Consider the following 22,485-nt stretch of genomic DNA (forward strand, 5'->3'; position numbering starts at 1 on the left):
ACCGTTCAGACAGGCACCCGTCACACCGAGCCGGCCAGCCTGATGTGGCAGGCGCTGCGGATGTCGGCGTAGCGCTGCGGACTACAGGTCAAGATGATGACCTGGCCGTCCCCGGCGACGGTGTCGAAGACCTCGGCCATCTTGGCCAGCCGCTGCGGATCGGTGAACCCGAGTGCGTCGTCGATGACGACGGGCACGCTGTCCTCCTTGGCCACCAGCGCTGCGCCCGCCAACCGTGCGACGATGCCCAGTTGTTCCTTGGCCCCGCCCGACAAGGACTCGTACGGCACGGTGCGCCCCGAGAGCGTGCGGGTCCCGATGCGCAGGTCGGAGTCGACGTCGACTTCGAAGCTGTCGCCGAACACCACCCGGCCCAGACGCTCGACCTCGGTTCGGAACGGATCGACGTAGCGCATCCGCATGGCGTCGCGGTGCTCCCCCATCACCTTCTTGAGCAGCTGCGCGGCTCGGGCGCGGCGCTGGACCCGCTGATGTTCGCTTCGGGCGTGCTGCAGTTCACCGTCGGCCGCATCGAGTGCGCTGTGGCGGCCTTCCGACCCGTACACCTTCAGCGCGGCGGCCACTTCACGCAGCGCCTCGACGGTTTCGGCGTGCCGGGCCGACGTGGTCTCCGCGGCACGCCGGGCCTCGTCGAGCGCTGCGGCGACCGCGTCGGGCTGGTGGCCGGCCAACTCGTCGCGCAGTCGGGTCGCCGCCGCCTCGGCGGTCTGCGCGGCCTCGGAGTCGGCGTCAGCCTTGAGCGCGAGCTCCTCGTCGCTGACCTCGGCACGCTGGGCGGCCAACCGCTGCTGCGCAGCCGCCAACTCGTCCAGGGCCGCTTGCAACTTCGCCTTCGCCTGACCGGCGCGCACGCTGCGTTCACCCACGAGCTTGGCGGTCTCTGCGGCGAGTTTGCGTTGCGTCTCGCACTCGGTGCGCCCCTGCTGGTGCGCGGCCACCGCCGCGGCGAGTTCTTCGCGCAGCTGCGCGGCATCCACGTCGTCGGCCGCGCCGTCCCCCACCCGGGACTGCAGCTCGGCGATCTGTCCGCGCACCTGCTCGGCGTCGCCCTCGGTGGTCAGGGCCTGCAGGATCGCGGTGTGCTCTTTGATCGTCGCCTGCAACTCGGCGCGGCGGGTTTGCAGCTGCCGGACCTCGGCGACGTCATTGACGCCGGCCTGCGAGAGCGCCTGGCGCAGTTTGTCGTTCGCGTCGTCGAGGCGTGCCTGCGTGGTCGCCGCCGGTGCACCCGGGACGACGCGTACGGACAGCAGCCCGGCGATGTCGACACCGGTGGGGCCGGTGATGGCCGACTCCCAGGACTGCCCACTGCGCAGCGACACCGGCGCTCCGGCGATCAGTAGCTCGACGTCAGCGTTGGCGACCACCTCGACGTGCGCCGACGCGTGCTCCACCGCCGCGGCCGCCTGTGCCACCGCGGCCGCCGCCGCATCGATGGTGGCGACCAGCTCGTCGGTGAGCTGGATGCCCGCGAGTTCGCGGCGGGCCGCGTCGAGAGTCTGCTGATGCTGCTCAAGACTGGCCAACCGGGCGGTGAGCCGCGCCAGCGTCTCGCGGTCAGTGAGCCGCTGCACGGCCGCGTGCGCTTGGTCGAGGCGCTGCTGGGCGGTCTCCAACGCCGCGCGGGCCGACTCGGCGCCCTCGTCGGCCACCCGTTGCATCTGCACCGCGGTGTCGTGGTCCTCGGCCGCGGCGTCCGCGGCGCTCTGCAGGTCCTCGATGACAGCGGCGCGCTCGTCGACGTCGGCGCGGCACCTCCGCCGCTCTTTGAGCGCCGTGGCCGAAGCGGTGGCGGTGTCGGCGGCAGCACGGGCGAAGACGGTGGCCTGCTCGACTTCGCCGCACAACGCGGCGATCTTCTGGGCCGCCGCTTCGGCGCGCGTCAAACCGTCTGCGGTGCTTGCCTTCTCGATGTTCAACGCAGCCAGCTCAGCGGTCAGCGTGGCGTGGCGTCGCACGGCCTCGTCGACCTCGGCGACCGCGGCGGCGCACCGTGCCGCTTCCTCCTCGGCGGCGCGCAGTCGACTGGTGGCGGCCGCCCACTCCCCGGTGGGACGTCCGGTGGCGGTGAAGTAGCGCCGGAACTCCTCGTCGACCCGATCGACCAGCAGGGTCTCGACGCTGCCGGTCGCGGCGGGTTCGTCGTCGACCTCACCGGCCACAACGTCCAGCGCGCGCGACAGCGCGTCACACCCGGACAGGTCGGCGACCGACGTAGACGCCGACTGCAGCACCCGCTGGGCCTGCCACAGGTCGACATCCATGGTCTCGGCGAGAATGGTGCGCACCCGCTCGTGGGCGTCGTCGCCGGTGAGTTGCTCGCGGCGCGGCGTCAGCAGCGTCAGCTCGGTTTCGGGCTTCTTGTGGAACCGCTTGCGGTACACGAATCGGTACGGACCCGTGGAGAGCTCAGCGGTGACCTCCGCGCCCACGTCGGCGTGGGTGGGCTTGACCTGCTTGACCTCTTTCTTGGTCGAGCGGTCCTTGGCCTCCAGGAGCAGGTCGAGCGCCTCGAGCATCGACGACTTGCCGACCTCGTTCGGGCCGCTCACCACGACGATGCCGCGCTCCGGAAAATCGATGTCGCGGTGGGCGATTCCGCGATAGTTGGTCAACGTGAGCCGGTGCAGCCTCATGCCGCGCCTCCCTCGGTCAGCCGCAGCAACAACGCCAGCGCCGCGCGCGCATCCTCGGCGTCCTCGCCGCTCGAGCGCGCGGTGGCCACCAACTCGTCGACCGCGGCGGCGGCGAATCCACCGATGTTCAGGTCGTCGAACTCGCCGTCGGCCGGCAGGACGGCGATCTCGGTTTCCTTGTCCCACGGCAACAGTGCGGCGAACAGGCGCGCGTAGCGGTCCAGGCACTCGTCGAGCTTGGCCTTGTCGGTGACGGTCAGCGTCCCGGTCAACCCCAACCGGATCACCGTGCGGTCCTTGTCGGGAAGTTGGTCGAGATTGATGTCCAGATCGGCGACGTCGCGGCTGTTGTCCACGCCGTGGCGCAGCGACATGAAGCGCCACTGACCGACGCGGCGGGCGTCCACGCGGACCGGGCGACGCGGATCGTTGTCGTCGATGTCGACGACGAGAACCTGTCCGGGATCGGCTTCGATGTCGTCGTAATTGGTGACCTCGGGTGAACCCGAGTACCAGATGCGCCCCGTCGCGCCGACCTGGAACCGGGAGTGCTTGTCCCCCAATGCCACATAGTGCACGGCGCCACCGGCGAGGGCGGCCTCGACGGCGGCGAGTCCGATCAGCGACGGGCGGTCCTTGTCCGGCACCAGGATGTCCACCGCGCCGTGGCCGACCAGGACGCGCGTGACACCGTCGGTGGGCAACCCGGCGAGCACGTCGGCGACCAGGTCGGTGGTCGGCGCCTTGGAGTGCCAGGGCGCGGCGACCAGTTCCAGTCCCGGACGCACCGGGTGCACCCCGGGCCGGTCGAGCACGATGACGTTGTCGGGGCACTCCGACAGGAACAGCGGGCTGGTGTAGACCGACGACGCGTCGAGCGGGTCGTGGTTGCCGGGCAGCAGGTAGACCGGCACCCCGATGGTGCGCATCGCCTCCAGCGACTGGCTGATCTCGCGCGGGGCGAGTTGATTGTGTTCGAACACGTCCCCGGCGACCACGACGAACTCCGCGTCGGTCTCCTGCGCCAACGGGCCGAGCGCGGCCACCGCGGCGCGGCGCGCGGCCGAATAGCGGGGCTGCGCATCGCCGTTGAGGAAGTAGCGGGTCATGCCGAGCTGCCAGTCGGCAGTGTGCAGAAATCGCATGTCGGCCCCCGTTCTGTTCCGTGTCCGGCCGAGCTGTTCGACCGGGCATGGCGAGTGTAGGGCGGCCCGCCGACAAGTCCGGGGACGCGCACCGGCATGGCCTAGCCTTGATCGCCATGACGGCCTCTTTCCGCACGTTGGTGCTGTTGCGCCACGCCAAGTCGGCCTACCCCGACGGGGTGGCCGACCATGACCGGCCTCTGGCGCCCCGCGGGCTGCGTGAAGCAGTGCTCGCCGGTGACTGGATCAAGGCCCACCTTCCGCCGGTCGAGGCGGTCCTGTGCTCGACCGCGCAGCGGACCCGGCAGACGCTCGACCGCACCGGCATCGTCGCGCCGGTGCGTTACGTGGCGCGTCTCTACGATGCCACACCTGGCATGGCCCTCGACGAGATCAACGCGACCACAAGGCATTTCGACGACGATCCAGCGACGCTGCTGGTGGTGGGGCACGAGCCGGTGATGTCGTCGCTGGCGTTGCGGCTGCCCGATCGCACCGACTCCGCGGCCGCGCGGCAGATCGGGATCAAGTTCCCCACGTCGTCGATGGCGGTGTTGCGGACCGCGGCGCCGTGGGCCGAGTTGGAGCTCGGTGGAGCGCAGCTGGTGGACTTTCACATCCCGCGCTGACGGTGTTCGTCAGGCGCGGGTGGCCAGCGTCAATTCCATCAGCTTCACGACCATGCCGCACGCGTCCATGCCGGGTGTCTGGGGGTTGACCCACCACCCCACGACGCCGGCCGCGTCACTGGCCACGCCGCACGCGCCGTTGGGATCCTCGGGACGCATGACGAACGACTGGATGCCGGCGATCGAGCGGTTCTCGATCTGGTAGCCGAGCTGTTCGGCGACCTCGCGCTCGTTGTCGAGGCTGCCCTGCTCGAACCAGAAGCGGGTGATGTCGACCAGTCCGGAGGGGTTGGCGGCCTGCCAGCGGCACACGGCACCGACGAAGGTGCTCTGGATGTCGAGGGGGTCGGCGCCGACGGTCTCGGCGAGGATGTCCTCGGTGAGAACCTCGCACTCCTTGAGGAGGTTGGGGTACTGCCGCTGGGAGTCGTTGTTGCGGGTGGTGTTTCCGGTGCCGGACTTCGCGGCGGTGCCTTCCACCGTCTGCGTGCAGCCGGTCAGGGTCAGCAGTGCGGCGGCTGCCGCGACCAGGGCGCGCCGGGCCATCATTTCGCGTTCACAATCGATTGACGGGTCAATTCCTTGGCCACCTCACACGCGTCCGGGAACGGCGGCTGACCGTAGCTGATCGACCATTCGATGAAGTCGTCGTCGAACTGGATGCCGACCTCGCAGAGGTTCACTCCGACCTGGGGGTCGTCGTTGATGCCGATGAACCCGTCGTGGCCTTCGATGTTGATGTCCTCCACGCTGGTGCGGGACAACTCCATCGTCTTGCGCTCGCGTCCGATCGGGCTGCCGCGGAACCACGTGAACGAGAAATGCGGACCCAGGATGCTGCCGCCGGCCAGCCACTGACAGCCCACCGACGTCTTCGCCGTGTTCACCAGCCCGGGGATCTGGGTCTGCTTGGAGATCTCCTCGTCGCTGATGCCGCCGCACTCCGGGAAGAACGGACCGTGGGCGACCTCTTGGGCGGGCGCCTCCGGGGAGGGCACCTGCGGGCCGGACGACTGGCCGTCGTCGGAGCACGCGGCCAGCACCGGGAGTACGGCCGCCACCGCGACGGCCAGCGCGGAACGCGCACGGGCGGCCGCGGCGAGCCGCGCACGGGCGGCCGAAGCGGGCCGGTCGGTGCGGCGCTGGCTGTGGTTCACGCCATGCACTGTAGCGGCAGCCCTCGCCTGCAACCACCGACATGCCGAATGACCTGCATCTTCAGCCAATTCTCAGGCGGGCCAGCCGAACACGCGGGCCGCCACGGCAGTGTGCGAGAGTAGCGGGATGCTCTGGAGGCTGCTCCGACGGCATGTGCGGCCGTATCGCCGGCTGTTGGCTGTGGTCGCAGCACTTCAGGTGATCAGCACGCTGGCCACGCTGTATCTGCCCACGGTCAACGCCGCGATCATCGATGACGGGGTCGCGCGCGGAGATCTGCGCCGCATCGTCGAGCTCGGCATGGTGATGCTCGTGGTCACCGCGGTACAGGTGCTGTGCGCAGTGGGTGCGGTCTACTTCGGTTCCCGCGCGTCCATGGGGTTCGGCCGCGACCTGCGCTCGGTGCTGTTCCACCACGTCACCGGCTTCTCCGCCGAAGAGACGGCCCGCTTCGGCGCGCCGTCGCTGTTGACCCGCACCACCAACGACGTCCAGCAGATCCAATTGCTGTTGCAGCTGACGTGCACGATGCTGATCACCGCCCCGATCATGAGCGTCGGCGGCATCTTCATGGCGATTCACCAGGACGCCGGTCTGTCGTGGCTGCTGTTGGTCAGTGTCCCGGTGCTGGCAGCGGCGAACTACTGGATCGTCTCGCATCTGCTGCCCATCTTCCGGCGCCTGCAAGGACAGATCGACGGCATCAACCGGGTGATGCGAGAACAACTGACCGGGTTACGCGTGGTGCGGGCGTTCGCCCGGGAGCCGCAGGAGCGTGCCCGGTTCGCCGAGGCGAATCACGCACTGGCCGGCACGGCGCTGGAAGCGGGCCGGTGGCAAGCGTTGATGCTGCCCGTCACGACCCTGGTGATCAACGTGTCGAGTGTCGCGCTGATCTGGTTCGGCGGCCAGCGCATCGACGCCGGCCAGATGCAGGTCGGGTCGCTGATCGCGTTCCTGTCCTACTTCATGCAGATCCTGCTGGCCGTGCTGATGGCGACGTTCATCCTGGTCATCATCCCGCGGGCGTCGGTGTGCGCCGAGCGGATCACCGAGGTGCTCGACACCCAGCCGGCCGTGGCGAACGAACCGGCACCTGACGCGCCGACGTCCGTCGTCGGCGAGATCCGGTTCGAATCGGCGACTTTCAGCTACCCGGGCGCCGATCGTCCGGTGCTGCAGGATGTTTCACTGACCGTCCACCCTGGCACGACCACCGCGGTCGTCGGGTCCACCGGGTCGGGCAAGACGACGCTGATCTCGTTGATCTGCCGGCTCTACGACGTCACCGCCGGCGCGGTCCTGGTCGATGGCACCGACGTCCGCGACTACGACATCGAACGGTTGTGGAACGCGATCGGGCTGGTGCCACAACGCGGTTACCTGTTCTCCGGCACGGTCGCCGACAACCTGCGCTTCGGCGACGCGTCGGCGACCGACGAGCAGATGTGGGCGGCGCTGCGCGTCGCCGCGGCGGACGACTTCGTCGCCGCGCACCCCGACGGCCTGGACATGCGGGTGGCTCAGGGCGGGATGAACTTCTCCGGCGGGCAGCGCCAACGACTCGCGATGGCGCGCGCGGTGATCCGCCGCCCCGCGATCTACCTGTTCGACGACGCGTTCTCCGCACTCGATGTCCACACCGATGCGCGGGTGCGGCACGCGCTGCGGGAGGCGTCGTCCGATTCCACGGTCATCCTGGTGTCGCAGCGCATCTCGACCGTCGCGAGTGCGGATCAGATCGTCGTGGTCGACGACGGCCGGGTGGTCGGCACGGGCACCCACGATGAGCTGCTGCGTACCTGCCAGACGTATCGGGAGTTCGCCGACTCGCAAGCGGTGCGCGCCTCGTGAGCGGACCCCTGGCCCGTCCGATGCGGATGGGTGAACCGCCGCAGGTGCGGTCGCGGAACTTCAAGCAGTCCGCGATCCGCCTGTTGAAGCTGCTCACCCCCAACCGTGGGATGACGATCGCGGTGATGCTGCTCGGTGTCGGCGGCATCGCCATCGGGGTGATCGGACCCCGCATCCTGGGCCACGCGACCGACCTGCTGTTCGACGGTGTGATCGGGCGCCAACTGCCGGCCGGCCTGACCAAGGAGCAAGCGGTCGAGGCAGCGCGCGCCCGCGGCGACGACACCTTCGCCGACCTGCTGTCCGGGACCGACGCGGTACCCGGACAGGGCGTCGACTTCGCCGCCGTGGCTCGCACGTTGGCCTTGGCGTTGGCGCTGTATCTGGTTGCCGCGCTGATGGTCTGGATACAGGCCCGGCTGCTCAACGTGGTGGTGCAGCGCACGATCGCCGCGCTGCGCACCTCGGTCGAGGAGAAGGTGCACCGGCTGCCGCTGCGCTACTTCGACACCCGCCAACGCGGCGAGGTGCTCAGCCGGGTCACCAACGACGTCGACAACGTGCAGCAGTCCTTGTCGATGTCGATCACGCAACTGCTGACGTCGGTCCTGACGATGGTGGCCGTGCTGGTGATGATGCTGACGATCTCGCCGCTGCTGACGCTGCTGACCGTGGTGACGGTGCCACTGTCGCTGTGGGTGACCCGCTCGATCGCGCGCCGGTCGCGGCAACTGTTCGTGACCCAGTGGACCAACACCGGAAAGCTGAACGCGCACATCGAGGAGACCTACAGCGGCTTCACCGTGGTCAAGACCTTCGGGCACCGCGCGCACGCCGAGGAACGGTTCCGCGAGCTCAACGGTGACGTCTACCGCGCCAGCTTCGGCGCGCAGTTCCTCTCCGGCCTGGTCTCACCGGCGACCATCTTCGTCGGCAACATCAGCTATGTCGCGGTCGCGGTCGTCGGCGGTCTGCAGGTGGCCACCGGACAGATCACGCTGGGCAGCATCCAGGCGTTCATCCAATACGTCCGCCAGTTCAACCAGCCGCTGACGCAGATCGCCGGGATGTACAACACGATGCAGTCCGGCGTGGCCAGCGCCGAGCGGGTGTTCGATCTGCTCGACGCCGAGGAGCAGACGCCCGACGCGCCGCACGCGCTGCCCGCGACCGTCGGCGGCGGACGGGTCGAGTTCGACCACGTCAGCTTCGGCTACCAGCCCGACACCCCCGTCATCGAGAACCTGTCGCTCGTGGTGGAACCAGGCACCACCGTCGCGATCGTGGGCCCCACCGGCGCGGGCAAGACCACGCTGGTCAACCTGCTGATGCGGTTCTACGAGGTGAGCTCGGGACGGATCCTGCTCGACGGCGTCGACATCGCCACGGTGCGCCGCGAGTCGCTGCGGTCCCGGATCGGCATGGTGCTGCAGGACACCTGGCTGTTCGCCGGCACCATCTACGACAACATCGCCTACGGCCGACCGGACGCATCACACGACGAGGTGCTCGACGCGGCTCGGGCCGCCTACGTGGACCGCTTCGTCCACACGCTGCCCGACGGCTACGACACCCGCGTCAACGACGGCGGCACCAACATCAGCGCCGGCGAGAAACAGCTCATCACCATCGCCCGGGCGGTGCTGGCGCGTCCGCAACTGCTGGTGCTCGACGAGGCGACCAGCTCGGTGGACACCCGCACCGAGGTCCTGATCCAGCGGGCGATGACCCGGCTGCGTCGCGATCGCACCAGTTTCATCATCGCCCACCGGCTTTCGACCATCCGGGACGCCGACGTGATCCTGGTCCTGGAATCCGGCCGCATCGTGGAGCAGGGCAGCCACGACGAACTGGTGGCCCGCCGCGGCGAGTACTGGACCATGACCCAGGCCTGAGCGAACTGCTCAATCGAGTTCCGCGGACAGGCCCTCGGATGCTCGGGCAGCATGACGGCATGACCCGGACTGTCCACACCTTCTGCCGGTACTGCCTGGCGTCCTGCGGACTCGAGGTGACGGTGGCCGACAACAAGGTGCTCAAGATCTCGCCGGACAAGCAGAACCCGCACAGCTGGCAGGACTTCTGCGCCAAAGGCCGCACCGCCGCCCGCGTCGTCGAGCATCCGCGCCGGATCACCGCACCCATGAAGCGGGTCGGCGACCGGTATGTCGAAACCAGCTGGGACGAGGCGATCGGCGACATCGCCGGCCGGATGAACGCGATCATCGACACCGGCGGTCCCGACGCCGTCGCCGCGTACTACGGCAACCCGGCCGGGTACTCGTCGTCGAACCTGATGTTCATGAACGCGTGGATGGACGCGGTGGGCACGTTCAACCGTTACGCCGTCGGCTCGGTGGACCAGAACGCGATGCATGTCGTCGCCGAGAAGATGTACGGATCGACGCTGATGGTCCCGGTGTCCGACATCGACAACTGCGACTACTTCCTATTGATCGGCACCAATCCCGCTGTCAGCGCGTGGAATTGGGTGGAATCGGTGCCCGGCGGGTGGCGTCGCGCGCTGGCGCGCCGCAACCAGGGCGCGACCATCGTGGTGGTCGACCCGCTGCGCACCGAGACCGCCGATCACGCTGATGTGCACCTACCGGTCCGGCCCGGACAGGACTGGGCGCTGCTGCTGGCGATGGTCAAGGTGATCCTCGACGAACGTCTCGAGCACCGGCAGGACTGCGCCGACCTGGTGCACGGTATGGCCGCACTGCGTGACCTGACGGCTGCGGCGGACCTGGACGCTCTGGCCGGCCGGTGCGATGTTCCGGTCGCCGACATCGTCTCGGTGGCACGGGGATTCGCCAGTGCCGAACGTGCGATGGTGGTCACCCGCACCGGCGTGTCGCTGCATCTGGCCGGGACGGTCGCCGAATGGCTGGGCCACGCGCTCAACGTGATCACCGGCCGAATGGACCGCCCAGGAGGCCGACGTTTCGAGCCCGGGTACGTCGATGCGCTGCGGCTGGCCGGGCTGGCCGGCGGCAAGCCGCACAAGAGCCGGTTGCGCGGACGCGACCTGGTCGCCGGCGCGCACGCGCTCTCCGAGCTGCCCGACGAGATCACCACGCCCGGCCACGGGCAAATCCGGGCGCTGGTGATCAACAGCGGCAACCCCGTCGTCTCCGGACCGGACGGCGAGAAGCTGGATTCCGCCCTGGCGCAACTGGATCTGCTGGTGGTCATCGATTTCGTGCAACGCGAAAGCCACCGCCACGCGCACTGGCTGCTGCCGGCGGTGCACTGGCTGGAACGCGACGACCTGCTGGCGTTCACGAGCAACCTGCACGACGAGCCCTACGTGCACTACGGGGTCCGTGCCGTCGATCCCCCGGCGGGCGCACGCGAGGAGTGGCGCATCTTCACCGACCTCGCGCTGGCGATGAAGCGCCCTTTGTTCGGGGCACCGGGACTCAATGGCTTCGTCAAGACGTCGCGACGGCTGGCTCGTCTGACCGGCAAGGCCGGCCTGGAGTTCGGGCCGCACTGGGTGAACCGGCTGCTGATCGCGACCAGCCGCAAGTTCGGTGGACGCAGAATCCGTTGGCGCGACGTGCTGGCCCACCCGCACGGGTGGGTATTGGGCCCACGGGAATTCGGTCACTTTCGCGACGCGCTGCGCACCGAGGACCGCCGGGTGCACATCGCGCCCGCCGAGTTCGTCGCGCGCGCCCGCGAACTGCTCGCCGAGCCGGCACCCCGATCGCCCATCGGATATCCGTTCCAGCTGGCCAATCGGCGCCACCGCCACTCGATGAACTCCTGGCTCAACGAACTCCCGGGTCTGCACCCGTCAGGCAAGGGCAGCGACGTCGTCATCCATCCCGCCGACGCAGCCAGGCTCGGCATCAGTGACGGCGACCGTGTGAAGGTGCACTCCCCCGTCGGCGCCGTCGAGTTGACGGCGACCGTCGACGACCGGCCCCGCCCCGGCGTCGTCGTCATCGATCACGGCTGGGGCTCACGGGTTTTCGACCCGAAGGGCGGTGCGGAGCCGCAGGTTTACGGCGTCAACCGCAATCTGCTGGTCGACGGTGCACCGGTGGATCCGCTGTCGCAGACCGCCGCGTTGAACTCGAGCTACGTGGCGGTCGAGCCGGTGCGCTGACCAACGCCGCGCCCGCGCCGCAGTCAGAGCTCCAGCAGCACGGTCACCGGGCCGTCGTTGACCAGCTCGACGGCCATGTCCGCACCGAAGACGCCGGTCTGCACGTGGGCACCCAGCTCGGTCAGTGCCGTGGCGAACTGTTCGATCAGGGGTTCGGCGACCGGCCGCGGCGCGGCCGCGTTCCACGTCGGTCGTCGGCCCTTGGTGGTGTTGCCGTACAACGTGAACTGGCTGACCACCAGGATCGGTGCGCCGACCTCGCTTGCCGACTTCTCGTCATCGAGAACCCGTAGTTTCCAGAGCTTTTCGGCCAGCCGGCGCGCGATGGCCGCGTCGTCGGTGTGGGTGACACCGACCAGCGCGAGCAGGCCTTGGCCCTGCGGGGCGATCTCGCCGACCACGTCGCCGTCGACGGTCACCCGCGCAGAGGTGACGCGCTGCACCAGGATTCGCATGTTTGCGATGGTGTCACGCGTCAGAGCGAGTCGAGAATCTGCCTCATCTGGTCGATCTCGCGCTGCTGGCTTTCGATGATCTCCCGGGCCAGGCGCACCGCGTCCGGGGACTTGCCGGTGTCGACCTCGGTCTGGGCCATCTGCACCGCACCCTCGTGGTGTCTGATCATCCCGGTCAGGAACTGCCGGGCCGCGTCGACGCCCTCTGCGTTGCGCAGCTGGTCGAGCTCACCGTCGGTGAGCATGCCCATCTCGGCGTGGTTGCCGCCGTGGTGCGCGTGCGGGTCGGTCGGCGGCACCTGCCAATCGGTCAGCCACTGCCGCATGGTCTCGATCTCGGGCCCCTGCGCGGCCTTGATCTGGGTCGCCAGGTCGACCACCCGAGCGTCGATACCGTCCTTGGCCAGGATGATGTCGCTCATCACGACCGCCTGTTCGTGGTGCGGGACCATGTCGCGGGCGAAGGTGGCGTCCGCGTCGTTGTGCGTCGCAGCGGCGTCCGCGGACGGCGCCGTCGTGTCGTTCTGATGCGTCCCGTGGTCGGGCGCGGTCTCGGTCTCGTTCTGACCGCAGCCAGAGATGACCAGCACGGCGGCGGCTATCGCGGCGCCTACCGCGGCGGTCTTGCCTCGTCGGACGGACACGTCGAACCTCCTTGTTCGTTTCGGCATACCCTAGGGGGGTATAGTACACAGCATGAGCACCTCCACCATCACCGTCGAAGGAATGACGTGCAGTGGCTGCGCCAAGTCGGTGCGCGCCGAACTGAAAGCCGTACCCGGCGTCATCGACGTCGACATCGACCTCTCCAACGGTACGGTCACCATCAACAGCGATGCCCCCGTCGACGACGCAGCAGTCAAGGCCGCGGTCGAAGAGGCCGGCTACCAGCTCGCGGGCTGACACCATGACGGCTCCGGTACGTGTCGCCGCGTTCGCTGCCGCGCTGGTTGCAGTGTTCGTCGTCGCGCTGTGGGTGGGCCAGGCGTTCGGACCCGAGCCCGCCGCACCCGCGCCGCAACCGCACTCTCATTCGATCGAGTCGCGATGACATCGGTGGAACTGAGCATCGGCGGCATGACGTGCGCGTCGTGCGCGGCCCGGGTGGAAAAGAAGCTCAACAAGCTCGACGGTGTCACCGCGACGGTCAACTTCGCGACCGAGAAGGCACGCGTCGAGTTCGGCTCCGACGTCAGTCCCGACCAGCTGGTCGCCGCGGTCGAGGCCGCAGGATACGAGGCGACGCTGCCCGACCGGGCCGCGGACGAGACGCCAGCGGACGACGACCCGGCCGCGGCGTTGCGGCAACGCCTGCTGATCTGCCTGGCACTCTCGGTGCCGGTGATCGCGATGGCGATGATTCCGCCACTGCAGTTCACGCACTGGCAGTGGTTGTCGCTCACCCTGGCCGCGCCGGTCGTGGTGTGGGGCGCGTTGCCGTTCCACCGCGCAGCCTGGACCAACCTGCGCCATGGGACCGCGACCATGGACACGCTGATCTCGGTCGGCACCCTCGCCGCGTTCGGCTGGTCGGTGTACGCGCTGTTCTGGGGCACCGCCGGGACGCCCGGGCTCACGCATCCGTTCGAGTTCACCATCGCGCGCACCGACGGCAGCGCGCACATCTACCTCGAGGCCGCCGCCGGCGTGACGACGTTCATCCTGGCCGGCCGCTACTTCGAGGCGCGCGCCAAACGTCAGGCCGGCGCCGCGCTGCGGGCACTCCTGGAAATGGGCGCCAAAGAGGTGACGGTGCGCAGAGGCGATGTGCACCAACGCATCCCGGTCGACCAGTTGGCCGTCGGCGACGAATTCGTGGTACGGCCGGGCGAAAAGATTGCCGCCGACGGCGTCGTGCTCGAGGGCTACTCGACCGTCGACGCATCCATGCTGACCGGCGAGTCGGTGCCCGTGGAAGTCGGCGCCGGCGACCAGGTGGTCGGCGCCACGGTCAACGCAGACGGCCAGCTGGTGGTGCGCGCCGAACGGGTCGGCGCCGACACGCAGCTGGCGCAGATGGCACGCCTGGTCGAGGACGCGCAGAACGGGAAGGCTGCCGCACAGCGGCTGGCCGACCGGATCTCCGGGGTGTTCGTCCCCATCGTGATCGCGCTGGCGGTCGCCACGCTGGGCTTCTGGATCGGCGCCGGCTTCTCGTTGGTGGCGGCGTTCACCGCGGCGGTCTCGGTGCTGATCATCGCCTGCCCGTGCGCGCTGGGGCTGGCCACACCGACCGCGCTGATGGTCGGTACCGGCCGCGGCGCCCAGCTCGGGATCCTGATCAAGGGCCCCGAGGTGCTGGAGTCCACCCGCGAAGTGGACACCGTGCTGATCGACAAGACCGGGACGGTGACCACCGGCACCATGGAGCTGGCCGAGGTGATCGCGGCGGACGGTGAGGACGTCGACGAGGTGCTCCGGATCGCCGGCGCGCTGGAGAATCCCTCCGAACATCCGATCGGGCAGGCCATCAGCGCCGGCGCAAGAGCGAAAGTCGGCACCCTGCCGCCGGTGCGTGACTTCACGAACCTCCGGGGCCTGGGTGTCCGCGGCACCGTCGAGGACAAGACCGTACTGGTCGGGCGCGCCCGCCTGTTGACCGAGCAGGGACTGCCTGTCGACCAACAGCTGACCGACGCGATCCAGCGGGCCGAAACCGACGGCCGCACCGTGGTCGTGGTCGGCTGGGACGGACGCGCACGCGGATTGGTCGCCGTCGCCGATGCGGTGAAACCGACCTCCGCGGAAGCGATCAGGACGCTGCGCGGCATGGGGCTGCGGCCGATCATGGTGACCGGTGACAACGAGGCGGTGGCCCGAACCGTCGCCGCCGCGGTCGGCATCGACGAAGTCATCGCCGGTGTGCTCCCGCAGGACAAGGTCGACACCGTCAAGCGTCTGCAGGACGAGGGCCGGGTCGTGGCGATGGTCGGTGACGGCGTGAACGACGCCGCCGCGCTGGCCCAGGCCGATCTGGGCCTGGCCATGGGCAGCGGCACCGACGTCGCGATCGAGGCCAGCGACCTGACGCTCATCAGCAACGACCTGCGTGCAGTGCCCGACGCAATTCGGTTGTCCCGCAAGACATTGAGCACCATCAAGGGCAACCTGTTCTGGGCGTTCGGCTACAACGTGGCCGCGCTGCCGCTTGCCGCCGCCGGGTTGCTGAACCCGATGATCGCCGGCGCTGCCATGGCGTTCAGCTCGGTGTTCGTGGTCAGCAACAGCCTGCGGCTGCGGGCCTTCACTCCGTCGCGGTGACGGCCCGGCGCGCGCGGAACAACTTCACGTCGCTCTTGATGCCCTTGAGGTGACGCGCCCCGGCGAACGACCACCGGAAGCGGTCGTCGTCGCCGATCGCCTCGCGCGCGGACTCGGACACCAGCACCGAGCCGGGGCGCGCCGCCCCCGTCACGCGCGCCGCGAGGTTCACCGGGCTGCCGAACCAGTCCCCCGCCCGGCTGACCGCCATCCCGGACGCGACACCGACCCGCAACCGCGGGAAGTCGTCGTCGCCGTCGGTGTCGTCGACCAACTGCAGAACCGCCTCCAGCAGCGGTCCCGGGTCGGTGCTCACGAGCATCACCTCGTCGCCGATCGTCTTGACGAACCGGACCGGCGGCTCGGCGACCTCGCGGGTCATGTCCGCCAGCCGTTGGGAGAGGCGTTCCAGATCCTCCGGTGGCACCGCCTCACCGAGCCGGGTGAATCCGACGAGATCGGCGAACGCGATGCTGACCTCCCGCGCGCCGGGCAGATGCTGCCCTTGCGCGCGTTCGCCGGCGCTGACCGCCTCGGTCTCGATGGCATGCCGCAGCTGCAACAGCAACACATCCTGGATCATCGGGCCGAGCAGCGGCGCGATGGAAGCGACCAACGACTCCGACGCCTTCGCGACCTCCAATTCCGTTGCACCGGGCGCGATCACGGCGGCCAGCGCGGCGTAGCGCATCGCCTCGGCCGCGCGGGACAGGCCGTCACCGAGCAGCCGGGTGATCTGAACCAGTTCGTCGGCGTCGATACCGGCATCGAGGAAGTCGCGGGTGAACCGCGCGGCTTCGGCGTCCGCGCGCAGAAACACCTGGGCGTCGGGATCCTCCACACGCGGCAGACCCATCGCGTGCTGGATGCGCTCGAACAGTTCGAGGTCCACACCGGAGGTCTTCGCGGCTTCGCGCGCCGACACATAGCGGCCGTCGTCACCGATCACGCGTCGCGATGCCAACAGCATCGGCGCCGAGCTGGTGCGGATCTGCTCGGCAGTCACGCCGCGCTCGAACAGCCACGCGATCAGTTCCGCACGTTCCTCGCGGGCGGCGCCGTCGAGTCCGTCGAGCAATCCGGCGACTTCGGGATCGGCATCCGGATCGGCTTCGTGGGCCACGTCGCCCAACGTATCCGACGGTGGGTACACAGGAGGCATGACGTCGCCGACCGTGCACAGCTTCCCGCCGATCGTCGCCCCCGGAGCCCGACTCCTGATCCTGGGCAACATGCCCGGAGTCGCCTCACTGACCGCCCAGCGCTACTACGCCTACCGGCAGAACGCGTTCTGGCGGATCACCGGCGCGTTGTTCGGGTTCGACCCGGAAGCGCCCTACGACGAGCGCATCACCGCACTGAACGCCGCCGGCGTCGCCGTGTGGGACGTGCTGCGCTCGTGCCGCAGACCCGGCAGCCTCGACTCCGCGGTGGAACCGGCCAGCATGGTGGCCAACGACTTCACGTCGTTGTTCACCACCTATCCGACCATCAGCCACGTGTACTTCAACGGGGCGGCCGCGGAGAAGAACTACCACCGGCTCGTGACGGTCGACCATCCGCTGCAGTACCACCGACTGCCGTCGACCAGCCCCGCGCAGACCATGCGGTTCGACGACAAACTGGCGGCCTGGCGAGCCGGCATCAGCCAACGGCTAGCGTGACGGGATGTCCTGTGTGTTCTGTGCGATCGTCGCCGGCGACGCCCCGGCGATCCGAGTCTGGGAAGACGACGACTTCCTCGCGCTGCTCGACATCCGGCCGTTCACCCGCGGCCACACGCTGGTGATCCCGAAGCAGCACACCGTCGACCTGACCGACACCCCGCCCTCGACCCTGGCGCGAATGACCGAGATCGGTCAGCGCATCGCGCTCGCCGCGCGCGCGTCGGGACTGCACGCCGACGGCAACAACATCGCCATCAACGACGGCAAGGCCGCGTTCCAGACGGTGTTCCACATCCATCTGCACGTGGTGCCGCGCCGCGACGGCGACAAGTTGTCGTTCGCCAAGGGCGTGCTGCTGCGACGTGACCCGGACCGCGAGGAAACCGGGCGCATTCTGCGGGAGGCACTGGCGCGCCTGGACGCCGCGGAGAAGGATTGACCCATGAGCCTGACGCAGTGGGCGGAACGCAACATCGGATACCGGCTCCTGATGATGCACGACACGATCTATCAACGCACCAATGGCCGTGTCGGACACCGGATCCCGCTGCCGGGCCTCCCGCCGAGCCTGCTGCTGCACACCGTGGGCGCCAAGACCGGCAAGGCGCGCACCACCACGCTTTCCTACTTCCCGGACCGCGGTGACTACCTCGTGGTCGCGTCCAAAGGGGGCGACCCCAAGGCCCCCGGCTGGTATCACAACCTCAAGGCGAACCCGGGGGTCGAGATCAACCTCGGGCCGCGTCGGCTCCGTGTCACCGCGACGCCGGTGCTGCCCGACGATCCGGACTATGCGCGGATGTGGGATCTGGTGAACAAGCAGAACTCCAACCGCTACAACGGATATCAGAAGCGGACCAGCCGCCCGATCCCGATCGTGCGGCTGTCTCCGACGTCCTAGAACAGTTCCTTGGCCAGCAGTTCCAGGGTGACCTCGCGGGCCGGTGATGTCGCCGGGTCGACGCCTCGGTAGGCCGACGCGACCGGGTGGACCATCACCTCGTCGACACCGAACTTCTCGGCCAACGCGTGCAACTGCTCGGCCGCCTGGGCCGGTGACCCCACCACCGCCTGGCGCAGACCCGCCTCCACCACCGCGCGGGCATTCGGGCTGAGCTGGTTGGCCTCGGCGTCCTCCACCAGGTCGACCGGGCCGAGCGGCTGGCCGGTGCGCAGCTTGGCCATCATCTGCAGGTTCGGCAGCATCAACCGCATGGCCTCGTCATGCGTGGGAGCCACCACCGCGTTGACGGTCAGGAAGGTCACCGGTTCGGGGGTCAGCTCGCTGGGCCGGAAGTCGTTGCGGTACAGGCGCAGTGCCTCTTCGGTGCCCTGGCCGGAGAAATGGTGCGCGAACACGTACGGCAGGCCCTTGGCCGCGGCCAATCGCGCCGAGTACATCGACGAGCCCAGCAGCCACAGCCGGGGCTCGGTCACCGCAGCCGGGGTGGCCTTGAGGATGTAGTTGTCGCGCATCAGATCGCGGGGCAGCGCCACGCGCACACCGTTGCTGCTCATCAGTGCGACGACGTCGTCGAGGTAATCCGGGAAGTTCTCGATGTCGCGGTCGTCGCGGCCGGCGGCTCCGCGCAACGCCATGGACGTGACCGGATCCGAACCGGGCGCGCGTCCGATGCCCAGATCGATGCGGCCGGGATGCGCGGCTTCGAGCAGCGCGAACTGCTCGGCCACCGCGAGCGGCGCATGGTTGGGCAGCATCACGCCGCCGGAACCGAACCGGATGGCCGAGGTGTGCGCCGCCAGGTGCGCGATCAGCACGGGTGGGCTGGTCGCGGCGACCGACGGCATGTTGTGGTGCTCGGCCACCCAGTAGCGGGTGTAGCCGAGACCGTCGGCGACCTGGGCGAGCCGCGTCGTCGCGGCGAGCGCGTCGGCGGTGCTCTGGTCGGACCGGACAGGGACGAGGTCGAGGACTGAGAGACGCATTACTGGGTCAACGCTGCGCGGTACGGTTCCGTTCCCGCGCGATTTCGGCGTGGTTGTCGTCGCTGACCGACGGTAATCACGCCGAACTTGCGAGATCGCGGGCGGTGGCGAAGATGTCGTCCATCATCTGCGGCGTCAGCCGACCGGTGAAGGTGTTCTGCTGGCTGGGGTGGAAGCAGCCCAGCAGCGTGACGGGTCCCTCCGGTGTCGTCAGCGCGGCGGTGGCACCGTGACCGAATTTCGGCGACGGCACCGGGACCGTGCCGCCGGCGCGCCGGATCATCGCCAGCGCGACCTGCCAGGCGAAGCCGCCGAGCGCGACGATCACCCGCACATCGGACTTGGTCAGCCGCCATTCGGCGTCCAGCCACGGCACGCAGGTGCTTCGTTCGGCGGGCGTCGGCGCGTTGGCCGGCGGCGCGCACCGCACCGACGCGGCGACCCGAACCCCGTCGAGCTGCAGACCGTCCGCGCTGTCGACGCACAACTCCTGGTTGGCCATGCCGCTGCGGTGCAGCGACGCGAACAGGAAGTCGCCCGAGCGGTCCCCGGTGAAGACGCGTCCGGTGCGGTTGGCGCCGTGGGCGGCCGGTGCCAGCCCGACGACCCAGATGCGCGGCCGCGCCGACCCGAAACCCGGCGCGGGCCGACCCCAGTACGGCTGATCCGCATACGCCCTGCGCTTCTCGACGGCCACCTTCTCGCGCCAGGCCACCAGCCGCGGGCAGGCCCGACACACCGACACCCCGGCGTCGATCTGCTTGAGGGTGCGGGCGCCTTCGGCCGTCGCCGCGACCTCGGCCGGCGTCGTGGCCACCACGGTGCGCGCCGTGGCCGGGTCGCCGGGCCAGCCCGAGCCCGGGGGCACCGGCGAGCGGAACGCCTTGCCGGTCCGCGGATGTGGCAGGGTCACCCGCCCAGTGTGCCCGGTCGGGAAATTCGGTCGCCGCCGACGGTGACGTGGCGGTACATTCACCGCGATCATGATCGCCGGCGAACGCGGGTCCATCCTGCTGATCCTGTCCGCGGCGCTGATGGCCGGTGCGGGCAACGGCATCTCGATCATCGCGTTCCCGTGGCTGGTGCTGCAGCGCAACGGATCGGCGATGGAAGCGTCGGTGGTGGCGATGGCGGCGACGCTGCCCCTGTTGGTGGCCACCCTGTTCGCCGGTGCTGCGGTGGACTACCTGGGTCGTCGGCGGGTGTCGATCATCTCCGATCTGCTGTCGGCGCTGTCGGTGGCCGCGGTGCCGGTGATCGCGCTGGCGTTCGGCGCCGAAGCCGTCAACGTCGCCGTACTGGCCACCCTGGCCGCTCTGGGCGCATTCTTCGACCCGGCCGGGATGACGGCGCGCGAGACCATGCTGCCGGAGGCGGCGGTGCGGGCCGGCTGGACGTTGGACAAGGCCAACAGCTACTACGAGGCGATCTTCAACCTGGCCTACATCGTGGGGCCCGGTATCGGCGGGGTGCTGATCGCGACGCTCGGCGGGATCAACACCATGTGGATCACTGCGGGCACCTTCGCGGTGTCCATGGCATTGATCGCGGCGGTGCACCTGGAGGGCGCCGGCGTGCCCGACCGCAACGAGCTGCCCGACCGGGTGTGGGCGGGCATCGTCGAAGGTCTGCGCTTCGTGTGGAACCTGCGCGTGCTGCGGGTACTGGCGCTGATCGACCTGGTGGTGGTCGGCCTGTACATGCCGATGGAAAGCGTGCTGTTCCCGAAGTACTTCACCGACCGCGACGAACCCGCACAGCTGGGCTGGGTGCTGATGGCGCTGTCGGTGGGCGGCCTGGTCGGTGCGCTGAGCTACTCGGTGACGTCGCGGTTCCTGAGCCGGCGCGCCACGATGGTCGCCGCGGTGCTCACTCTGGGTGTGACCATGACCGTCGTCGCGTTCCTGCCGCCATTGCCGCTCATCCTGACGATGGCGGCCGTCGGCGGCTTCGCCTACGGACCCATCCAGCCGATCTACAACTTCGTGATGCAGACCCGGGCACCCCGGCATCTGCGGGGACGGGTCGTCGGGGTGATGGGGTCGCTGGCCTACGCGGCGGGGCCGCTGGGTCTGGTCGTGGCCGGGCCGCTGGCCGATGCCGCCGGGCTGCAGACGACGTTCCTGGCGCTGTCGGTACCGATGCTGCTCGTGGGGGTGGTGGCGGTGTTCCTGCCGGCGTTGCGTGATCTCGACGAACCACCCACGCCACCGGCCTAGTATCGACCGTGTGCAACCGCTGGAGGTGCTGATCTCCGACCTCCCCGAGGGGACGGTCGTCACCGATCCCGACATTCTGGCCTCCTACCGGCAGGACCGGGCGGCCGACCCCGGCGCCGGCACGCCGTTGGCGGTGGTCCGCCCGCGTCGCACCGAGGAAATCCAGACCATCCTGAGGTGGGCCACCGCCCACCGCGTGGCGGTGGTCCCGCGCGGCATGGGTACCGGGCTGTCCGGAGGTGCGACGGCGCTCGACGGCGGGATCGTGTTGTCCACCGAGAAGATGCGCGACATCCGCGTCGATCCGGTCACCCGGACCGCGGTGGTGCAGCCCGGTCTGCTCAACGCCGAGGTCAAGCAGGCCGTCGCCGAGCACGGCCTGTGGTATCCGCCGGATCCGTCGTCGTTCGAGATCTGCAGCATCGGCGGCAACGTCGCCACCAACGCCGGCGGGCTGTGCTGCGTCAAATACGGCGTGACCGCCGACTATGTCCTGGGCTTACAGGTGGTGCTGGCCGACGGCACCGCCGTACGGCTCGGCGGCCCACGCCTCAAAGACGTCGCGGGGTTGCCGCTGACGAAGCTGTTCGTCGGCAGCGAGGGCACCCTCGGCGTGGTCACCGAGATCACGCTGAAACTGCTTCCCGCGCAACAGGGTGCGGCCACGGTGGTCGCGAGCTTCGCCTCGGTGGAGGCTGCCGCGAACGCGGTCGTGGCGATCACCAACCGGATCCGGCCCTCGATGCTGGAGTTCATGGACACCGTGGCGATCAACGCGGTCGAGGACAAGCTGAAGATGGGGCTCGATCGCACCGCCGCGGCGATGCTGGTCGCCGCGTCCGACGACCGCGGAGCTGCCAGCGCCGACGACGCCGAGTTCATGGCTGCGGTGTTCGCCGATCATGGTGCCGCCGAGGTCTTTTCGACATCCGATCCGGACGAGGGGGAAGCATTCGTCGCGGCCCGCCGGTTCGCGATTCCGGCGGTGGAGGCCAAGGGTTCGCTGCTGCTCGAAGATGTCGGGGTGCCGTTGCCGGCGTTGGCCGAACTGGTCAGCGGCGTGGAGAAGATCGCCGCCAACCACGATCTGGTGATTTCGGTGATCGCGCACGCGGGCGACGGCAACACCCATCCGCTGATCGTCTACGACCCCGCCGACGCCGCGATGGAACAGCGCGCCCAGCAGGCGTTCGGCGAGATCATGGATCTGGCTGTGGGTCTGGGCGGAACCATCACCGGCGAGCACGGTGTCGGGCGACTCAAGCGGCCGTGGCTGGCCGGACAGCTCGGGCCCGAGGCGATGGACCTCAACCGCCGCATCAAGGCCGCGCTGGATCCCGACGGCATCCTCAATCCGGGCGCAGGCATCTAGC

At 69.3% G+C, this 22,485-nt stretch carries 21 protein-coding genes; 12 read left to right on the forward strand and 9 right to left on the reverse strand.

The window, feature by feature from the left end; all coding sequences use genetic code 11:
- Positions 1–20: 20 nt before the first annotated feature.
- Entirely contained in the window at positions 21–2,657 is a 2,637-nt protein-coding gene (locus ACQI46_RS20385) for an AAA family ATPase (protein ID WP_427095857.1), read from the reverse strand.
- A complete protein-coding gene (locus ACQI46_RS20390; RefSeq protein WP_427095858.1) occupies positions 2,654–3,802 on the reverse strand; it encodes a metallophosphoesterase family protein in 1,149 nt (382 codons plus the stop codon). Before ACQI46_RS20390 ends, ACQI46_RS20385 begins: the two co-directional genes overlap by 4 nt.
- Positions 3,803–3,918: 116 nt before the next feature.
- On the opposite strand from ACQI46_RS20390, the gene ACQI46_RS20395 reads away from it, so the two are divergent.
- Positions 3,919–4,431, forward strand: a complete 513-nt coding sequence (locus ACQI46_RS20395) for a SixA phosphatase family protein (protein ID WP_427095859.1) — start codon at positions 3,919–3,921, stop codon at positions 4,429–4,431.
- A 9-nt stretch (positions 4,432–4,440) separates the two neighbouring features.
- Here the strand turns inward: ACQI46_RS20395 and ACQI46_RS20400 are convergent, their stop codons facing one another.
- Positions 4,441–4,977, reverse strand: a complete 537-nt coding sequence (locus ACQI46_RS20400; protein ID WP_427095988.1) for a DUF3558 domain-containing protein — start codon at positions 4,975–4,977, stop codon at positions 4,441–4,443.
- The gene (locus ACQI46_RS20405; RefSeq protein ID WP_427095860.1) at positions 4,977–5,597 is read right to left on the reverse strand and encodes a DUF3558 domain-containing protein; all 621 of its coding nucleotides are present in this window, start codon (positions 5,595–5,597) and stop codon (positions 4,977–4,979) included. The genes ACQI46_RS20400 and ACQI46_RS20405 overlap by 1 nt, the downstream gene beginning before the upstream one ends.
- Positions 5,598–5,715: 118 nt before the next feature.
- On the opposite strand from ACQI46_RS20405, the gene ACQI46_RS20410 reads away from it, so the two are divergent.
- The 3 genes from ACQI46_RS20410 to ACQI46_RS20420 are packed head-to-tail and all read left to right on the forward strand — an operon-like array spanning position 5,716 to position 11,563.
- Entirely contained in the window at positions 5,716–7,443 is a 1,728-nt protein-coding gene (locus tag ACQI46_RS20410) for an ABC transporter ATP-binding protein (protein WP_427095861.1), read from the forward strand.
- Positions 7,440–9,338, forward strand: a complete 1,899-nt coding sequence (locus ACQI46_RS20415) for an ABC transporter ATP-binding protein (RefSeq protein ID WP_427095862.1) — start codon at positions 7,440–7,442, stop codon at positions 9,336–9,338. Before ACQI46_RS20410 ends, ACQI46_RS20415 begins: the two co-directional genes overlap by 4 nt.
- Before the next feature lie 59 nt (positions 9,339–9,397).
- Positions 9,398–11,563: a molybdopterin-containing oxidoreductase family protein gene (locus ACQI46_RS20420; RefSeq protein WP_427095863.1), complete on the forward strand. Its 2,166-nt coding sequence runs from the start codon at positions 9,398–9,400 to the stop codon at positions 11,561–11,563.
- A 23-nt stretch (positions 11,564–11,586) separates the two neighbouring features.
- Here the strand turns inward: ACQI46_RS20420 and dtd are convergent, their stop codons facing one another.
- Together dtd and ACQI46_RS20430 are read right to left on the reverse strand one after the other, a co-directional pair.
- Entirely contained in the window at positions 11,587–12,018 is a 432-nt protein-coding gene (gene dtd, locus ACQI46_RS20425) for a D-aminoacyl-tRNA deacylase (protein WP_427095864.1), read from the reverse strand.
- A 20-nt stretch (positions 12,019–12,038) separates the two neighbouring features.
- Positions 12,039–12,662, reverse strand: a complete 624-nt coding sequence (locus ACQI46_RS20430) for a DUF305 domain-containing protein (protein ID WP_427095865.1) — start codon at positions 12,660–12,662, stop codon at positions 12,039–12,041.
- A 52-nt stretch (positions 12,663–12,714) separates the two neighbouring features.
- Here ACQI46_RS20430 and ACQI46_RS20435 point away from each other — a divergent pair, with 52 nt between their 5' ends.
- From ACQI46_RS20435 to ACQI46_RS20445, 3 genes are read left to right on the forward strand one after another with little or no spacing between them, the layout of a single operon-like run.
- On the forward strand, positions 12,715–12,921 hold the full coding sequence (locus tag ACQI46_RS20435; RefSeq protein WP_427095866.1) for a heavy-metal-associated domain-containing protein: 207 nt from the start codon (positions 12,715–12,717) through the stop codon (positions 12,919–12,921).
- 4 nt (positions 12,922–12,925) lie between these two features.
- Positions 12,926–13,069: a hypothetical protein gene (locus tag ACQI46_RS20440; protein WP_427095867.1), complete on the forward strand. Its 144-nt coding sequence runs from the start codon at positions 12,926–12,928 to the stop codon at positions 13,067–13,069.
- Positions 13,066–15,279 carry a heavy metal translocating P-type ATPase gene (locus ACQI46_RS20445; protein WP_427095868.1) on the forward strand — a complete coding sequence of 738 codons (2,214 nt, stop codon included), beginning with the start codon at positions 13,066–13,068 and terminating at the stop codon, positions 15,277–15,279. The genes ACQI46_RS20440 and ACQI46_RS20445 overlap by 4 nt, the downstream gene beginning before the upstream one ends.
- Here ACQI46_RS20445 and ACQI46_RS20450 read toward each other — a convergent pair.
- Positions 15,263–16,441 (reverse strand): adenylate/guanylate cyclase domain-containing protein, encoded by a 1,179-nt coding sequence (locus tag ACQI46_RS20450; protein WP_427095869.1) that lies wholly within the window; start codon positions 16,439–16,441, stop codon positions 15,263–15,265. The genes ACQI46_RS20445 and ACQI46_RS20450 overlap by 17 nt on opposite strands.
- Between ACQI46_RS20450 and ACQI46_RS20455 the strand changes: the two genes are divergently transcribed.
- Genes ACQI46_RS20455 through ACQI46_RS20465 form a run of 3 tightly spaced genes read left to right on the forward strand, consistent with a single transcriptional unit; the run spans position 16,440 to position 17,847 of the window.
- A complete protein-coding gene (locus ACQI46_RS20455) occupies positions 16,440–16,943 on the forward strand; it encodes a DNA-deoxyinosine glycosylase (protein ID WP_427095870.1) in 504 nt (167 codons plus the stop codon). The two genes, ACQI46_RS20450 and ACQI46_RS20455, sit on opposite strands and share 2 nt — an antisense overlap.
- A gap of 4 nt (positions 16,944–16,947) precedes the next feature.
- Positions 16,948–17,385, forward strand: a complete 438-nt coding sequence (locus tag ACQI46_RS20460; RefSeq protein WP_427095871.1) for an HIT family protein — start codon at positions 16,948–16,950, stop codon at positions 17,383–17,385.
- Positions 17,386–17,388: 3 nt separating this feature from the next.
- Positions 17,389–17,847, forward strand: coding sequence for a nitroreductase family deazaflavin-dependent oxidoreductase (locus ACQI46_RS20465; RefSeq protein ID WP_427095872.1), 459 nt, complete (start codon positions 17,389–17,391; stop codon positions 17,845–17,847).
- Here the strand turns inward: ACQI46_RS20465 and ACQI46_RS20470 are convergent.
- Together ACQI46_RS20470 and ACQI46_RS20475 are read right to left on the reverse strand one after the other, a co-directional pair.
- The gene (locus tag ACQI46_RS20470; RefSeq protein WP_427095873.1) at positions 17,844–18,893 is read right to left on the reverse strand and encodes an LLM class flavin-dependent oxidoreductase; all 1,050 of its coding nucleotides are present in this window, start codon (positions 18,891–18,893) and stop codon (positions 17,844–17,846) included. The genes ACQI46_RS20465 and ACQI46_RS20470 overlap by 4 nt on opposite strands.
- 76 nt (positions 18,894–18,969) lie before the next feature.
- Positions 18,970–19,806 carry a uracil-DNA glycosylase gene (locus ACQI46_RS20475; protein ID WP_427095874.1) on the reverse strand — a complete coding sequence of 279 codons (837 nt, stop codon included), beginning with the start codon at positions 19,804–19,806 and terminating at the stop codon, positions 18,970–18,972.
- Positions 19,807–19,876: 70 nt separating this feature from the next.
- On the opposite strand from ACQI46_RS20475, the gene ACQI46_RS20480 reads away from it, so the two are divergent.
- The gene (locus ACQI46_RS20480; protein WP_427095875.1) at positions 19,877–21,112 is read left to right on the forward strand and encodes an MFS transporter; all 1,236 of its coding nucleotides are present in this window, start codon (positions 19,877–19,879) and stop codon (positions 21,110–21,112) included.
- Positions 21,113–21,122: 10 nt separating this feature from the next.
- Positions 21,123–22,484: an FAD-binding oxidoreductase gene (locus tag ACQI46_RS20485; protein WP_427095876.1), complete on the forward strand. Its 1,362-nt coding sequence runs from the start codon at positions 21,123–21,125 to the stop codon at positions 22,482–22,484.
- Position 22,485 lies beyond the last annotated feature (1 nt).

This window comes from Mycobacterium sp. SMC-4, assembly GCF_050205565.1.
Classification (GTDB): Bacteria; Actinomycetota; Actinomycetes; order Mycobacteriales; family Mycobacteriaceae; genus Mycobacterium.

What these genes read in the sequence shown, in the direction of transcription:
- ACQI46_RS20385 (WP_427095857.1), bottom strand. Translation starts at nt 2,657, where the DNA reads ATGAGGCTGCACCGGCTCACGTTGACCAACTATCGCGGAATCGCCCAC.
- ACQI46_RS20390 (WP_427095858.1), bottom strand. Translation starts at nt 3,802, where the DNA reads ATGCGATTTCTGCACACTGCCGACTGGCAGCTCGGCATGACCCGCTAC.
- ACQI46_RS20395 (WP_427095859.1), top strand. Translation starts at nt 3,919, where the DNA reads ATGACGGCCTCTTTCCGCACGTTGGTGCTGTTGCGCCACGCCAAGTCG.
- ACQI46_RS20400 (WP_427095988.1), bottom strand. Translation starts at nt 4,977, where the DNA reads ATGGCCCGGCGCGCCCTGGTCGCGGCAGCCGCCGCACTGCTGACCCTG.
- ACQI46_RS20410 (WP_427095861.1), top strand. Translation starts at nt 5,716, where the DNA reads ATGCTCTGGAGGCTGCTCCGACGGCATGTGCGGCCGTATCGCCGGCTG.
- ACQI46_RS20420 (WP_427095863.1), top strand. Translation starts at nt 9,398, where the DNA reads ATGACCCGGACTGTCCACACCTTCTGCCGGTACTGCCTGGCGTCCTGC.
- dtd (WP_427095864.1), bottom strand. Translation starts at nt 12,018, where the DNA reads ATGCGAATCCTGGTGCAGCGCGTCACCTCTGCGCGGGTGACCGTCGAC.
- ACQI46_RS20435 (WP_427095866.1), top strand. Translation starts at nt 12,715, where the DNA reads ATGAGCACCTCCACCATCACCGTCGAAGGAATGACGTGCAGTGGCTGC.
- ACQI46_RS20440 (WP_427095867.1), top strand. Translation starts at nt 12,926, where the DNA reads ATGACGGCTCCGGTACGTGTCGCCGCGTTCGCTGCCGCGCTGGTTGCA.
- ACQI46_RS20445 (WP_427095868.1), top strand. Translation starts at nt 13,066, where the DNA reads ATGACATCGGTGGAACTGAGCATCGGCGGCATGACGTGCGCGTCGTGC.
- ACQI46_RS20455 (WP_427095870.1), top strand. Translation starts at nt 16,440, where the DNA reads ATGACGTCGCCGACCGTGCACAGCTTCCCGCCGATCGTCGCCCCCGGA.
- ACQI46_RS20450 (WP_427095869.1), bottom strand. Translation starts at nt 16,441, where the DNA reads ATGCCTCCTGTGTACCCACCGTCGGATACGTTGGGCGACGTGGCCCAC.
- ACQI46_RS20460 (WP_427095871.1), top strand. Translation starts at nt 16,948, where the DNA reads ATGTCCTGTGTGTTCTGTGCGATCGTCGCCGGCGACGCCCCGGCGATC.
- ACQI46_RS20465 (WP_427095872.1), top strand. Translation starts at nt 17,389, where the DNA reads ATGAGCCTGACGCAGTGGGCGGAACGCAACATCGGATACCGGCTCCTG.
- ACQI46_RS20470 (WP_427095873.1), bottom strand. Translation starts at nt 18,893, where the DNA reads ATGCGTCTCTCAGTCCTCGACCTCGTCCCTGTCCGGTCCGACCAGAGC.
- ACQI46_RS20480 (WP_427095875.1), top strand. Translation starts at nt 19,877, where the DNA reads ATGATCGCCGGCGAACGCGGGTCCATCCTGCTGATCCTGTCCGCGGCG.